The 13,319-nt window shown below is 70.6% G+C and carries 14 protein-coding genes; 5 read left to right on the plus strand and 9 right to left on the minus strand.

Annotated features, from left to right (window positions below):
- Positions 1–37: 37 nt before the first annotated feature.
- Together ACFQU4_RS12540 and ACFQU4_RS12545 are read right to left on the minus strand one after the other, a co-directional pair.
- Positions 38–358 carry an AzlD domain-containing protein gene (locus tag ACFQU4_RS12540; protein ID WP_377491907.1) on the minus strand — a complete coding sequence of 107 codons (321 nt, stop codon included), beginning with the start codon at positions 356–358 and terminating at the stop codon, positions 38–40.
- Positions 355–1,002, minus strand: a complete 648-nt coding sequence (locus ACFQU4_RS12545; protein WP_377491910.1) for an AzlC family ABC transporter permease — start codon at positions 1,000–1,002, stop codon at positions 355–357. Before ACFQU4_RS12545 ends, ACFQU4_RS12540 begins: the two co-directional genes overlap by 4 nt.
- Before the next feature lie 109 nt (positions 1,003–1,111).
- On the opposite strand from ACFQU4_RS12545, the gene ACFQU4_RS12550 reads away from it, so the two are divergent.
- Entirely contained in the window at positions 1,112–1,690 is a 579-nt protein-coding gene (locus ACFQU4_RS12550; protein WP_377491913.1) for a helix-turn-helix domain-containing protein, read from the plus strand.
- Positions 1,691–1,693: 3 nt separating this feature from the next.
- Here ACFQU4_RS12550 and ACFQU4_RS12555 read toward each other — a convergent pair whose 3' ends face one another.
- The 3 genes from ACFQU4_RS12555 to ACFQU4_RS12565 are packed head-to-tail and all read right to left on the minus strand — an operon-like array spanning position 1,694 to position 4,487.
- The gene (locus tag ACFQU4_RS12555; protein ID WP_377491916.1) at positions 1,694–2,479 is read right to left on the minus strand and encodes an ABC transporter ATP-binding protein; all 786 of its coding nucleotides are present in this window, start codon (positions 2,477–2,479) and stop codon (positions 1,694–1,696) included.
- The gene (locus tag ACFQU4_RS12560) at positions 2,479–3,513 is read right to left on the minus strand and encodes a FecCD family ABC transporter permease (RefSeq protein ID WP_377491919.1); all 1,035 of its coding nucleotides are present in this window, start codon (positions 3,511–3,513) and stop codon (positions 2,479–2,481) included. Before ACFQU4_RS12560 ends, ACFQU4_RS12555 begins: the two co-directional genes overlap by 1 nt.
- The gene (locus ACFQU4_RS12565) at positions 3,510–4,487 is read right to left on the minus strand and encodes an ABC transporter substrate-binding protein (protein WP_377491921.1); all 978 of its coding nucleotides are present in this window, start codon (positions 4,485–4,487) and stop codon (positions 3,510–3,512) included. The genes ACFQU4_RS12560 and ACFQU4_RS12565 overlap by 4 nt, the downstream gene beginning before the upstream one ends.
- Before the next feature lie 130 nt (positions 4,488–4,617).
- Here ACFQU4_RS12565 and ACFQU4_RS12570 point away from each other — a divergent pair, with 130 nt between their 5' ends.
- The 4 genes from ACFQU4_RS12570 to ACFQU4_RS12585 all read left to right on the plus strand — a co-directional run bounded on the left by ACFQU4_RS12570 (position 4,618) and on the right by ACFQU4_RS12585 (position 10,669).
- Positions 4,618–6,192, plus strand: coding sequence for an alkaline phosphatase D family protein (locus ACFQU4_RS12570; protein ID WP_377491924.1), 1,575 nt, complete (start codon positions 4,618–4,620; stop codon positions 6,190–6,192).
- A gap of 137 nt (positions 6,193–6,329) precedes the next feature.
- The gene (locus ACFQU4_RS12575; protein ID WP_377491927.1) at positions 6,330–7,697 is read left to right on the plus strand and encodes an erythromycin esterase family protein; all 1,368 of its coding nucleotides are present in this window, start codon (positions 6,330–6,332) and stop codon (positions 7,695–7,697) included.
- An 89-nt stretch (positions 7,698–7,786) separates the two neighbouring features.
- Entirely contained in the window at positions 7,787–9,217 is a 1,431-nt protein-coding gene (locus ACFQU4_RS12580) for a hypothetical protein (RefSeq protein ID WP_377491930.1), read from the plus strand.
- 18 nt (positions 9,218–9,235) lie between these two features.
- Complete coding sequence (locus tag ACFQU4_RS12585) at positions 9,236–10,669, plus strand: hypothetical protein (RefSeq protein WP_377491933.1); 1,434 nt, start codon at positions 9,236–9,238, stop codon at positions 10,667–10,669.
- Here ACFQU4_RS12585 and mutM read toward each other — a convergent pair whose 3' ends face one another.
- From mutM to ACFQU4_RS12605, 4 genes are read right to left on the minus strand one after another with little or no spacing between them, the layout of a single operon-like run.
- Positions 10,670–11,530: a bifunctional DNA-formamidopyrimidine glycosylase/DNA-(apurinic or apyrimidinic site) lyase gene (gene mutM, locus ACFQU4_RS12590; protein WP_377491936.1), complete on the minus strand. Its 861-nt coding sequence runs from the start codon at positions 11,528–11,530 to the stop codon at positions 10,670–10,672.
- A 21-nt stretch (positions 11,531–11,551) separates the two neighbouring features.
- Positions 11,552–12,262, minus strand: coding sequence for a ribonuclease III (gene rnc, locus ACFQU4_RS12595; RefSeq protein ID WP_377491939.1), 711 nt, complete (start codon positions 12,260–12,262; stop codon positions 11,552–11,554).
- A gap of 59 nt (positions 12,263–12,321) precedes the next feature.
- Complete coding sequence (gene rpmF, locus ACFQU4_RS12600) at positions 12,322–12,513, minus strand: 50S ribosomal protein L32 (protein ID WP_179756658.1); 192 nt, start codon at positions 12,511–12,513, stop codon at positions 12,322–12,324.
- Positions 12,514–12,550: 37 nt separating this feature from the next.
- On the minus strand, positions 12,551–13,123 hold the full coding sequence (locus tag ACFQU4_RS12605) for a YceD family protein (RefSeq protein ID WP_377491943.1): 573 nt from the start codon (positions 13,121–13,123) through the stop codon (positions 12,551–12,553).
- Positions 13,124–13,319: the final 196 nt, after the last annotated feature.

Raw genomic sequence — 13,319 nt, forward strand, 5'->3', positions numbered from 1 at the left:
CCCCGCCCGCGCCCGGTCGGCGGGATCTTCCTTGGGGTCAGGGGATGCCGAGCAGGCGGAGGCCGGCGGCGACCGCGGCGGCGGCGGTCACGGTGATCACGAACGGGGCCCGGCGCCAGGCCAGGACGCCGGCGACCAGGACCCCGACAGGGCGGGCGACGCCGGCGAAGTGCTGGGCCTCGGTGGTTGCGGTGGTGGCCACGACGGCGAGCAGCAGGACGACCGTCGAGGTGTCGATCAACTCCTGGACCCGCTCGGACAGGTCGATCCGGTGCGCCAGCAGCGGGCCGGTCAGCCGGAAGGCGTACGTGCCGAGGGCCAGGCAGAGCGCGCCGATGATCACGACCAGCGGGTTCATCGGGGTTCCCGTACCCGGGGCAGGACGGTCAGCAGGCCGGCCAGCGACAGCAGCACGGGCAGGCCGGGCGGCAGGAACGGCGTGGCGACCAGCGCGATCAGGCACCCGACGGCGGCGGCCAGCCGGACCCGGCCGGACTTGCGCAGTGCCGGCACGGCGACGGCCAGCAGGACCGCGGGGAACATGGCGTCCAGTCCGAGCTGGGCCGGGTCGGCGACCAGGCCGCCGAGCAGGCCGCCCAGGATCGCGCCGCCGGGCCAGCAGATCAGCACCCCGATGCCGCACAGCCAGAACGCCGCCCGCCGCCGGTTCGGGTCGGACTGGCCGAGCGCCAGGGCGACCGATTCGTCGTTCATCAGGTGACTGCCGAGCAGCCGCCGCCAGCCGGTGCCGACCACGTCGGCGACGGACAGCCCGAACGGCAGGTGCCGGGCGTTGACCAGCAATCCGGCGAGCACCGCGGCAACCGGGCCGCCGCCGGCGGCGAGGATGCCGACGAACAGGAACTCCGCGGACCCGGCCAGCACGGTGACCGAGAGCAGGGCCGGCACCCAGAGCGCGAAGCCGGAGCCGACCGCGATCGCGCCGTAGGACACGGCGACCAGCCCCACCGCGGCACACACCACCGCGACATCGCGGACCATCCCCCGATCCATCGTTCGCCATATCGAACGCATGTAGCCTATGGTGAACGCCCTTGCGTCGTTCGTCAAACCGAACGACCGTACGATGAACCGACCGGAGGTTGTCCCCATGGCCGAGCAACGGTCCGACCGGAGCCGAGCACCGCTGGACGTGATCGCGGCGGCCCTGCGTGCCGAACGGCGCCGGACCGGGCTGTCCCTGGGCGAGGTCGCCCGGCGCGCCGGGATCGCCAAGTCGACCCTGTCCCAGCTCGAGTCCGGCTCCGGCAACCCGAGCGTCGAGACGCTCTGGGCGTTGAGCACGGCGCTCGACGTCCCGATCTCCCAGCTGGTCCAGCCGACCCGGCCGCCGACCACCCTGATCCGGGCCGGCGAGGGTCCGGCGGTCGCCTCCGACCGGGCCGACTACGTCGCCACCCTGCTGTCCTCCAGCCCGCCGTCGGCCCGCCGCGACATCTTCCTGGTCACCGCCCAGCCGGGCAGCGCCCGCGACTCCGACCCGCACCTGCCCGGCATCGTCGAACACGTGATCATGGGCGTCGGCCGAGCCGAGGTCGGGCCGGCCGACGACCCGGTCGAGCTCGGACCCGGCGACTACCTCAGCTATCCCGGCGACGTCGCCCACGTCTTCCGGGCCCTCGAGCCGGGCACCACCGCGGTGCTGATCTCGGAGCACACCCGGGCCTGATGATCAAGGTCGGGGCGCGGCCAGCCCGTCCAACTCCAGGCGGTACGAGCCGGCGGGGCCGACGTCCAGCCGAGCCCGTACGCCGAACACCCGATCGAGCACCTCGGGCCGGAGCGCATCGGCCGCGGTGCCCTCCGCCACCACCCGGCCGGCGTCGATGATCACGACCCGGTCGGCGTAGTTGGCCGCCTGCTGAAGATCATGGACGGTCATCAGGACCGCCAGGCCGTGACTCCGGGCCAGATCCCGGCACAGCTCGAGGACGGTCAGTTGGTAGCGCAGGTCGAGGTGATTGGTCGGCTCGTCCAGCAGCAGCACCCGCGGATCGCTGGCCAGCGCCCGGGCGATCGAGACGCGCTGCCGCTCACCGCCGGACAGCCGGCTGAGGTCGCGGTCCGCCAGGTCGGCCAGCCCCACGGTGTCCAGGCACTCGGTGACGCGCTGCCGATCCGCCCCGGTCAGCGCCTGGTGCAGCCGGAGCCGGGGCACCCGGCCGGCGGTGACCGACTCGCGGACCGTCATGCCGGGCAGCGATTCGGGCTCCTGGACGCTCGCGGTGAGCAGCTGGGACAGCCGGCGCCGGGACAGCGTACGAAGCTCGCGGCCGTCGATCATGATCCGGCCGCGGTCGACCGGGGCATGGCGGTAGCAGCAGCGCAGCGTGGTCGTCTTGCCACTGCCGTTGGGCCCGACGAGCGCGACCACCTCGCCCGCGGCGACCGTGAGGCTGACGCGCTCGAGGATCCGCCGGCCGCGCAGCGTGACGCCGACCTGATCAAGTTCGAGCATCACAGGATCCGTTCCCGGTACTGCCGGTAGAGCAGCACGACGAAGATCGGCGCACCGATCGCCGAGGTCACCACGCCGACCGGGATCTCCCGCCCGTCGAGCAGCGCCCGGGCCAGCAGCTCGGCCCCGACCAGGGCCAGCGCGCCGAGCAGGGCCGAGGCCGGCAGCAGCCGGCGCCCGGTGACGCCGACCAGGAAGGACGCCACGTGCGGGACCAGCAGCCCGATGAACCCGATCGGGCCGGCCACGCTCACCGAGACGGCCGCCAGCACCGAGACCGCGAGCAGCATCAGCGCCCGGAACCGGGGCACGTTCAGGCCCAGCGCCGATGCCGCCTCGTCACCGGCGTGCAGCAGATCGAGCCGCCGGCCGGCCATGATCACCAGGAAGCCGAGGACGGCCAGGACGATCACCGGCAGCATGATCATCGACCAGTCCGTGGCACCGAACCCGCCGGCGGTCCAGCGGACCACCGCGGTCACCTGGCGCTCGTCGGCGATCACCATCAGGACGAAGGTGACGCCGGCCGAGAAGAACTGGGCCATCGCGACTCCCATCAAGATCAACGCGACCGTGTTGCGGGACCGGCTCGCCACCAGCAGGCAGGCGCCGATCGGGATCAGGGTGCCCAGGAAGGCGGCGGCCGGGATCGCCCAGGGGCCGAGTCCGGCTCCGATCCCGAAGACGATCACGAGCATGACGCCGAAGCTGGCCCCGGACGAGACGCCGAGCAGGTACGGGTCCGCGAGCGGGTTCCGGGTTACCCGCTGGGCGAGCGCCCCGGCCAGACCGAGCATCGCCCCGACCACCGCAGCCAGCAGGGTGCGCGGCAGCCGGGAATCGAGCACGATCCGCTGCCGGGTCTCCCGCCACCACGGCTGCTCCGGGATGCCGATCAGGTGGTGGCCGACGATCGCCCAGACGTCGCCCGGCGGCAGGTCGGCGGAGCCGATCGAGACCCCGGCCACCACCAGGAACGCCAGCAGCACCGCGCCGGCACCATAGAACGGGACCAGCGCGACCCGTCGGATCACCGCGGCCGCTTCCCGTGGACGGCCTCGGCGAGGTGCTCCACCGCACCCGGGATGCGGACACCCTCGAAGGTGTCGTACAGGCCGAGCGTGACATAGCGGCGCTGCCGGACCGCCGGCGTCGTGGCCATGACCGGATTCGCCTCCAGAATCTTGATCTTGTCCGCGACCGTGCCCGAGTACGGGTAGTCGAGGATGACGATCACCTCGGGCTGCTGGTCGGCGACCTGCTCCCAGCTCGCCGTGACGAACGGCCGCTGGCCGTCGTTGATCACGCTCGGCGCCTTCGCCTGGTCGGCGATGAAGCTGAGCACCCCGGGCCCGCCCGGCGTGTACGGCGCGTCGGTCCCGCTGTCGTAGTAGAACGTGCGGACCGGCTGGACCCCGTCGAGCCCCGACCGGGCCTGCTCCAGTCGCCCGCGCAGGTCGGTGATCAGCTTCTCGGCCCGGTCCGACTGGCCGAGGATCGCACCAAGATCACGGAGGTCCTTCTCCAGGGTCTCGAACCCGGCGAAGCCCCCGGCGCAGTACTCGGTGAAGCCGAACGTGTCGATCCCGTACCCACGCAGCTGATCCCGGCTCCGCCCCTCGTCCTCGTCGAACAGGTCCCAGCCGGCGACGACGAGTTCCGGCCCGAGGTCGGCGATCTTCTCGCCGCTCAGGTTGGCCTTGCCGAGCACCTCGAGCCGGTCGAAGGCGGCCGCCGCCTCCGGCACCGGGCGTGGGTCGTCGGTCTCGGTCTGCCGGCCGATCAGCCGGTCGCCGGCACCGAGCATGATCATCGTCTCGACCGCGGTGACGTTCATCGCCAAGATCGACTTCGGCGGCTCCGGGTAGATCGTGGTCACGCCGCAGTTCTGCACCGTGACCGGCGCCGCACCGTCGGCCGGCCGGTCCGCCGGTACGGCCGGCGCCGCGCAACCGCCCGCGGCGACGAGCAGCGCCAGCACCATGATCAACAACCGCGGTCCGGCCATGCGAACTCCCCTCGAAACGACGTGTGCCAGCGCGACTCTACAACATGTAGAAACGCGTTCGCGCCGAGGCCTCTGCCAGTTTCGGACCGGCCATTGACCAAATATGGTGGCGCCGGATTTGATTCCTGGCATGAACCCGCGATCCGATCGACGACGATTCCTCGCCCTCGGCACCGGCAGTGCACTGGCCGCAGCCGTCGGCGTCCACCTGGCCGAGCCCGGCCGTGCCTGGGCCAATCCGCAGTTTCCCGACGACCCGTTCCGGCTGGGCGTCGCGTCCGGCGAACCGTACCCCGACGGCGTGGTGCTGTGGACCCGGCTGGCCCTGGATCCGGTCAGCCCGGACGGCACCGGCGGGATGCCGGACCGCGTGGTCGCGGTCGACTGGCAGGTGGCCGAGGACGAACGGTTCCGGCAGGTCGTCGCCCGCGGCACCGCCACGGCCTCGCCGGCGCTGAGCCACTCCGTGCACGTCGAGGTGACCGGGCTCCGGCCGCACCGGCGCTACTGGTACCGGTTCCGGACCGGCGGCTACACCAGCCCGGTCGGCCGGACCAGGACCGCGCCCGACCCGAAGGCGGTGATCAACAAGCTCGACTTCGCGTTCGCCAGCTGCCAGAACTACTACGAGGGCTACTACACCGCCTTCTCCCACCTGGCCGCGGAGGACCTCGACTTCGTCGTCCACCTGGGCGACTACATCTACGAGGGCGGCGGCCAGGGCGACCTCGGCCGGGGCCACCTGCCGGCGGCCGAGGCGTTCTCGCTGGCCGACTACCGGATCCGGTTCGGCCAGTACAAGGCCGACCCCGAGCTGCAGGCCGCGCACGCCGCCTTCCCGTGGCTGGTCACCGTCGATGATCATGACGTGGAGAACAACTGGGCCGGCAGCCACTCGCAGCCGGACACCGAACCGGACCAGGATCCGGCGGTCTTCCTGAAGCGGCGCGCGGATGCGTTCCAGGCGTTCTACGAGAACCAGCCGCTGCGGCTGGAGTCCAAGCCGGACGGGCCCGACATGAAGCTGTTCCGGCGGCGGCCGTTCGGCCGGCTGGCGTCGCTGCACATGGTGGACACCCGGCAGTACCGCGACATCCTGCCCACCACCCAGGACGACCGGGACGATCCGGAACGGACCATGCTCGGCGCCAACCAGGAACGCTGGCTGATCGACGGCCTGGACCGTTCCCAGACCACCTGGAACATCCTCGGCAACCAGGTCTTCATGTTCCAGGCCGACCACACCGAGGGCCCGGACACCCGGTACGGCCTCGACCCGTGGGACGGCTACACGGCGGCCCGGCAGCGGCTGTTCAACGCCGTCGCCGACCGCGGCGTGGAGAACTTCGTCGTGCTCACCGGCGACGCGCACCGCGGCACCGCGGCCGATCTCAAGCTGGACTTCGACGACCCGGCCTCGAGGACCATCGGCACCGAGTTCCTCGGCTCGTCGATCACCTCCGGCCGGGACGGCGCGGCGATGGACAACCTCGGCCGGATCTGGCTGGCCGAGAACCCGCACCTGAAGTTCCACAACGCCCAGCGGGGGTACGTCAGCTGCTCGGTGACCCCGGACGCCTGGCAGGCCGACTACAAGGTGGTCCCGTACGTGACCCGGCCGGACGCTCCGCTCGAGCTGGCCGGCCGGATCCACGTCGAGGCAGGGAAGGCGGGGATCGCGGGCGTAGAGACCGCCGCCGGCTGATGATCTTTGTCACGGTCGGTGCCCCCGTCGGCTACGTACCGTGACGTAGCCGGAATCGGTCCCGGCGACGACGTGCCGGAGCCGACGACGAACCAGGATGGTCGGTGTCGTCATCACCGAGGGGGCAGGCACCGACCATGATCATCAACAAGAGCACGGCCGACCGGACCAAGATCAGCCGACGGACCCTGATCGCCGCGGCGGCGGGCGCAACGGTCGCCGCCGCGGTGCCGGGCGCGGCCGTCGCCGAGCCACGGGCCGGCGGCGATGCCGTACAGCGGTGGATCCGGGAGGAGGCCATCCGGCTGCGCACGGTGGACCCGTCCGCGCCGCTCGATGATCTTCGGCTGCTGCCGCGGCTGACCCGTGGGGCGACCCTGGTCGGGCTCGGCGAACACGGCCACAACCTGGCCGAGGTCAGCACCCTGAAGCACCGGTTGCTGCGGCAGTTGGTCGAGCGGCAGGGCTTCCGTACCCTGTTCTGGGAAGAGGACTGGTCGCTCTGCCTGCTGGTCGACCGTCACCTGCGCACCGGTGCCGGTGACCTGGTCTCCTTGATCAACGAGATGAGCCCGGCCTGGCGGAACGCCGAGGTGGTCGACCTGCTGCAGTGGCTGCGGCGCTTCAACCGCCGCCACCCTCATGATCAGGTACGGTTCGTCGGCGCCGAGCACTACGCGACCCGGCCGTTCGTCTATCGCGAGCTGGAGGCCTACCTGGCCGAGGTCGCTCCCGAGCACCGGCCCGAGGTCGCGGAGTTGATCACGTACCTGATTCCGGACTGCGCGAAGCTCGGCCAGGAGGAGTGCACGATCGGCGAGTACGCGTTCTGGTACTTCCGGATGGTCGAGGACAAGGAACCGTTCCTGACCCGGGCCGCTCGGCTGCGCGAGATCGTCGACGGACTGCCCGATCGGCGCGACGAGCTGCGCCAGGTGATGGCGGCCCAGACGGCCCGGCAGATCCAGGCCTTCTACGTGCACTACAGCCTCGAGGAGCCCGACATCCCGAGCTACCGGGACGCCGGCGCGGCCCGCACGATCCGCTGGTGGCACGAGCTGTCCCGGACCAAGGCGGCGTACTGGGCGGCGACCTCGCACACCTCGCGGGCGCCCGGGATCACCCTCACCGGCGGCTACCCGATCACCTTCACCCCGGTCGGTTCCCACCTCGCCGGCTGGTACGGCGAGCGCTACCGGGTGATCGGCGTCGGGTTCCACCACGGCACGTACCGGACCGAGGACGGCACCGTGGTCGACCTGCCGGTGCCGAAGCCGGACTGGTACGACCACCCCTTCACCGGACTTGATCACGAACAGTCCCTCCTCGACCTGCAGGGCCGGGCTTCGCAGCCGGTCCGGGACTGGCTCGCCGCCCCGCTGCTGGCCCGCGGCTATCCGGAAGAGGGCTACGACTCCCAGGCGAGCGGCGGCACCCTCGCCGACTGGTTCGATGTGATCATCCACCGCCGCACGGTCTCCCCCACCGACCTGATCCCGGACTGATCGCGATACCGATCTCCGCATGACGGCATAACAAACCCGCACCGTCGCCGGCGGCTGTCCCGGGCCGTTGATCACTACGGTGATCTCACATGTCCGACGACGATCCGAACGACCGGCACCTGCTGGTCCGCGCCGTGGCGGCCGTCCTGGTCCTGCTCGCCCTGACGGTCGGACTCCTGGTCTGGGGGCAGTTCGGAGCAACACTTGCCGGAGTGGCCGGCTGGATGATCACCGGAGGGCTGGTGATCGTGGTCGCCGTCTTCGTCGCGATCTACGGTCGAACCCGTCCCGTCGTGGCCGGCATGATCACGCTCGGCACGGCCGTCGCCGTGGCGACCAGCGTCGCCGTCCCGCTGCTGTCGTGGCGGGCCGAGTACCACGGGACCGGTGTCATCTGGATGTCTGATCTCCCGGCGACCGACGAACGGCTCGAGCCGTACGCCGTGATCGGCGATGCGGCGGTGCTCAAGGGCGACGACCGGCTCGTGTTCCTGGACCTCTCCACCGGCCATCACCGCGGCACGCTGCCGTACCAGATCGGAGATCGTCTCGCCGTTGCCGGAGAACGGCTGCTGATCGGCTCGAACGACCGATTCCAGCTCTACGACGCCGCCGCGCGACCGTTGTGGCCGGAGCCGATCGCCGCCGATTATCCGGTGGCCGCGACTCCAGACGTCGTTGTGCTGGGGTCCCCCTGCAGTTTGGGCGACATCTGCGCTTTCGGCCTCGACCCCGGTGGCCGGAAGGTCTGGCAGCGACGGATCTCGACCACGATCTCCACCGGGATGGCCCGGTTACCCGCCCTGATCGCCTCGAAGACCGGGCCTGACGACTGGACGGTCCTGGATGCTGCCGACGGCAGCGCCCGCGGCACGGTTGAGGCGGACGTGGCGCTGGCGTCAGGATCCACTGTCACCGCCGTCAGGGTGGACCAGGGCAGTTGTGAAGTGACCGGCGAGAACCAGCCGACGGGAGAGACCTTCGACTGTTCCGATCCCCCGTGGTTCCGTTGGGTCGCTGATCAACTGGCATATGTCGAAGACTCGGACGGTCGTGGCACTCTCGTCCGGCTCGACGCCGCCGGCGGGCAACTCGAGGAGGTGGACGAGGACACCGCTCTCGGCCTTGAACCGGAGATCGGCCTCAGCCGGCTCGGCTGGGCCCGCCTGTCGAACCAGACGCTGGAGTTCGGTGACTGGCCGTCCGGTCTCGGCCGGGCCAGCCGGAGCACGGGGCCGCTGCCGATCGAGCCGGACACCATCCGAGGTTTGGCCCGGGTCCTGGTCAAGGACGGCACCGCCGTGGTCGACGGTCCTGCCGAACCCAGACCGGGCCAGCACAACACGGATCGACAGCTGATCATCTTCGACCTCCCCGGCGGCACCGAGACGGCTCGACTCCGGTTGCCGGAAAACCTCAGCGGGTCGGTGACGCGGGACAACACCCTGAGCACCGGTCCCGGCCAGGCGCTGATCTGCCTCCCCGACCGCCCGCCGATGCTCATCGGCCGCCCGGCCTGATCACCGACAGGAGCCCCGATGCAGCAGCACCGCACCGTCACGTTCGACCGCGCCACCGTCGGTGGTGTCGCCGTCGCGGGAGCCCTACTCGCCGCAGCGATCGGGATCGCCGCGTGGTGCTTTCGCGAACAGGACGTGATCGGGACGGTCGGCTGGCTCCTCGCCGCCGGCGCACTGATCGTGATCATGGTCCGGACCGTGGCCTACGATCCGGCCCACCCGACCCGCGTCCGGGTGATCACCGTGATCGCGGCGCTGGTCACGCTGGCCGGGATCGCCGCCACGATCGCCGTACCTCTGGGGCTCAGACAGGCCGAGTACGGCGGGACCGGGGTCATCTGGAGGGCCGACCCGGCGGCGACCGGGGACGATCTCTGGACGGTCGGCGTGATCGGGGACACCGCCGTACTCAAGAACAACGATCGCGCCGTCTTCCTCGCCCTGGCCGACGGCCGGTTCCTCGGCGAGGTGGCGCTGCGCCAAGGCGACTCGTTGACGATCGCGGGCGACCACCTCCTGGTCTGGGACGACGAAAGATCTCAGCTGTACGACTCCGCCGGCCGCCCGCTCTGGCCGACCGAAGTCCCCGGGGCCATGCCGCTGGCCGCGGCCGGGGGCGTCACCGTGCTACACGAGTTGTGTCACGGGGGCTCGAGCTGTGCCGTGGGCTATGACCTCGCCGGGAAGAAGGTCTGGCAGGCGGAGAATCCCCAACGGTTGCTCGATGTCCGGTCGCGGCGCCTGCCCGACCATGTCCTGGTCCAGAAGCACGCTCATTGGCAGGTCCTCGATCCGGCCAGCGGTCGCGTGGTTGACACCGTCGAGGCAGAACTGGCCATGGCGACCGAATCCGCCATCGTGTCGATCGACCTGAACGAGGACGGCAGCCCCTGCACGCTCCGCATCGGGCGGCAGCAGATCGACCGCAGCTCGGCCTGCGACTTCCAAGCCGTCCGCGCCCTGGGGGACGGGTTGCTGGCCGTCGACCTCGCGCAGCCCGGCATCGGGATCGCCCCCACCGAGACCCCCGAAGAGCCGAACCCGTTCGACAGCGCGGTCGTCGATCAGGATCCCGGAGACACCGCCGTCGGACGATACGGCTCCGCGCAGCTGCGCGGCCGGACCCTGGAGTTCGACGACTGGGTCCTCAACCTGGCCGACCGGACCAAGAGAGAACTGCCGATCGAGTTGAACGACGGGGCGCCGGCCCAGGTCCTCGTCGAAGGTGGCGCGGCGGTCGTTGAAGGCACCGCTGAACCCAGGCTGAGCACAGATCCCCCGGACCGGCAGGTGATCATCTTCGACTTCGCCAGCGGTGCTGAGACCGGCCGGATCCGGCTGCCGTACGGCGGATCATGGCTGTCCCGCCAGAGCCTGCTGACCACCGGACCCGGGCAGGTTCTGATCAGCACCCGTGGACACCCGCCGATGCTGATCGGCCGGCCGTCCTGATCAACGTGCGTTGATGATCATCCGCGGAGCGGGCTGGCAGCGCGGGCAGCGGAACGAGGAGCGGTTCATGAACGGTTCCCGCTTGATCGGGCGGCCGCAGCGCAGGCAGGGCAGGCCCTCGCGGCCGTACACGGTCAGGGCCCGCTCGAAGTAGCCGCTGCTGCCGTTGACGTTGACGTACAGGGAATCGAAGGAGGTGCCGCCCTCGCCGAGCGCCTCCCGCATCACCTCGGTCGCCTCCATGATCAATCCGGCGGCGGCCTTCCGGGACAGCCGGTCGGCGGGCCTGGCGTAGTGCAGCCGGCTCCGCCAGAGGGCCTCGTCGGCGTAGATGTTGCCGATGCCGGAGATCAACTCCTGGTCCAGCAGGGCCCGCTTCACGCCGCTCCGCTTACGGCGCAGCCGGGCCACGGTCCGATCAAGATCGAATTCCGGATCGAACGGGTCGCGGGCGATGTGGGCCACCTCGGCCGGCAGTTCGGCACCGTCGGGCGACAGGCTCAGGCCACCGAACATCCGCTGGTCGACGAACCGCAACTCCGGCCCGTCGTCGGCGAAGACGAACCTGATCCTGGTGTTCGGCGGGTCCGGCAGGGACGCCTCGTCGGAGCGGAACTGACCGCTCATCCCGAGATGGGCCAGCAGGGCGTCGCCGTCCTCGAACGGCAACCACAGGTACTTGCCGCGGCGGCGCGGCTCGGCGAAGCGACGACCGGTCAGTTGCGCGGCGAAGTCGGCCGGGCCGGCGAGATGGCGGCGGACCGGGCGGTCGTGCAGCACGTCGACCCGGGTGATCGTACGGCCTCGTACGGCACTGGAAAGGCCGCGCCGGACCACCTCGACCTCGGGAAGCTCGGGCATGACTCGACGCTCGGCCGCGGCTCAGTCTGCGGCGACGACCCCGCCGACCCCGTCGGTCGACGGTGCCGACTCGGCCTGGGTCAGTTTCAGCCGGGCGGTGACGGCCTCGAACGCGACCGAGGCCGCGTTCTGCTCGGCCTCCTTCTTGTTCCGGCCGGAACCGGGACCGAACCGCTCGTCACCGAGCACCACCCGGGCCTCGAACGACTTCGCGTGGTCCGGACCGGATTCGGTGATCTCGTAGCTGGGCACGCCGAGGTTCGACAGCGACGCGATCTCCTGCAGGCTGGTCTTCCAGTCCAGCCCGGCGCCCCGGGTGGCCGCCTCGGCCATCAGGTCGTCGAACAGGTGGTGGATGAACCGGGCCGCGGCCTCGATGCCGTGGCCCAGGAAGACGGCGCCGATGACGGCCTCCATCGTGTCGGCCAGGATCGAGGACTTGTTCCGGCCGCCGGTCGACTCCTCGCCGCGGCCCAGGTAGACGGCCGAACCGAGGTCGAGTTCGCGGGCGATCTCGGCCAGCGTCGTCGCCCGCACCACCGCGGAGCGCAGCTTCGCCAGCTGACCCTCGGACTGGTCCGGGTGGGTCAGGTAGAGATGCTCGGTGACGACCACGCTGAGCACGGCGTCACCGAGGAACTCCAGCCGCTCGTTGGTCGGCAGCCCGCCCTTCTCGTACGCGTACGAGCGGTGGGTGAGGGCAAGATCCAGCAACTCGGGACGCACCGGCATCTCGAGTTGGTCAAGAAGCTCCCGGACAGGTCGTTGGTCGGGGGCCGCCGCTGACTCGGTCAGGACGCGAGCACCTGACGACGAGCCGAACGCGGTCCGTACTGACCGCAGGCCGGGCAGGCCACGTGCGGCAGGTGCTTCTCGCGGCAGGCCGGGTTCGCGCAGGTCACCAGGGTCGGCAGCTTGGCCTTCCACTGGGACCGGCGGTGCCGGGTGTTGCTGCGGGACATTCTCCGCTTGGGAACGGCCACGAATCTTCTCCTTGCCCTTGGCCCGGAACGCTCCGGGTCACCTGTCCTTGCTCTGCTCCTGCTCGTCCTGCTCGAGTGCGAGCCCTGCGATCGCCGCCCACCTCGGGTCCACCGGCTCTTCGTGCCCGTGGTCCGGGTCGTCGTTGAGGTTCGCACCACAGGTGGCGCACAACCCCTCGCAGTCGTCTCGGCACAGCGGCCGGTACGGCAGGTCAAGCACCACCTGGTCGCGGAGGATCGGCTCCAGATCGAGCAGGTCGCCCTGAAGCCGGCTGGCCTCGTCGGCTTCCGCGTCGCTGCCGGGGTACACGTACAGCTCCTGGAGGTCGACGGTCAGGTCACGACTGACCTCCCCCAGGCACCGCACGCACTCTCCGCGCAGCTGGACCACCGCGGTTCCGGTGACCAGTACCCCTTCGACGACCGATTCCAGACGTACGTCCAGTTCGACCTCAGACTCGGGTGGCACTCCGATCACGGCCAGGCCAAGACCCGTCGGAGCCGGTGCAGTCGTCTGCACGTGGCGGCTCGCACCCGGCCGACGTCCCAGCTCGTGGGTGTCCAGCACCAGTTCGGACCGCGGATCCAGCCCGTGTTGCGCCGAATCCATTGCAGAAATCCTTCCCAACTCAGACGGCCCCAGGCAGAGCTGTGACCGACCAGACACCTTACCCGGTCTGCCTGGAATTCCGGTAATCGCCGAGTCGCGGTGCGACCGACCCTTCGACACACCCTAGACTGTGGCTTCCTGAAGGGGAGTATCCCAGTTCGTCGCGATCGTCATGACGGGTTTCGCCGCCGCAACC

Source organism: Microlunatus sp. GCM10028923, assembly GCF_042666975.1.
GTDB lineage: Bacteria > Actinomycetota > Actinomycetes > Propionibacteriales > Propionibacteriaceae > Microlunatus.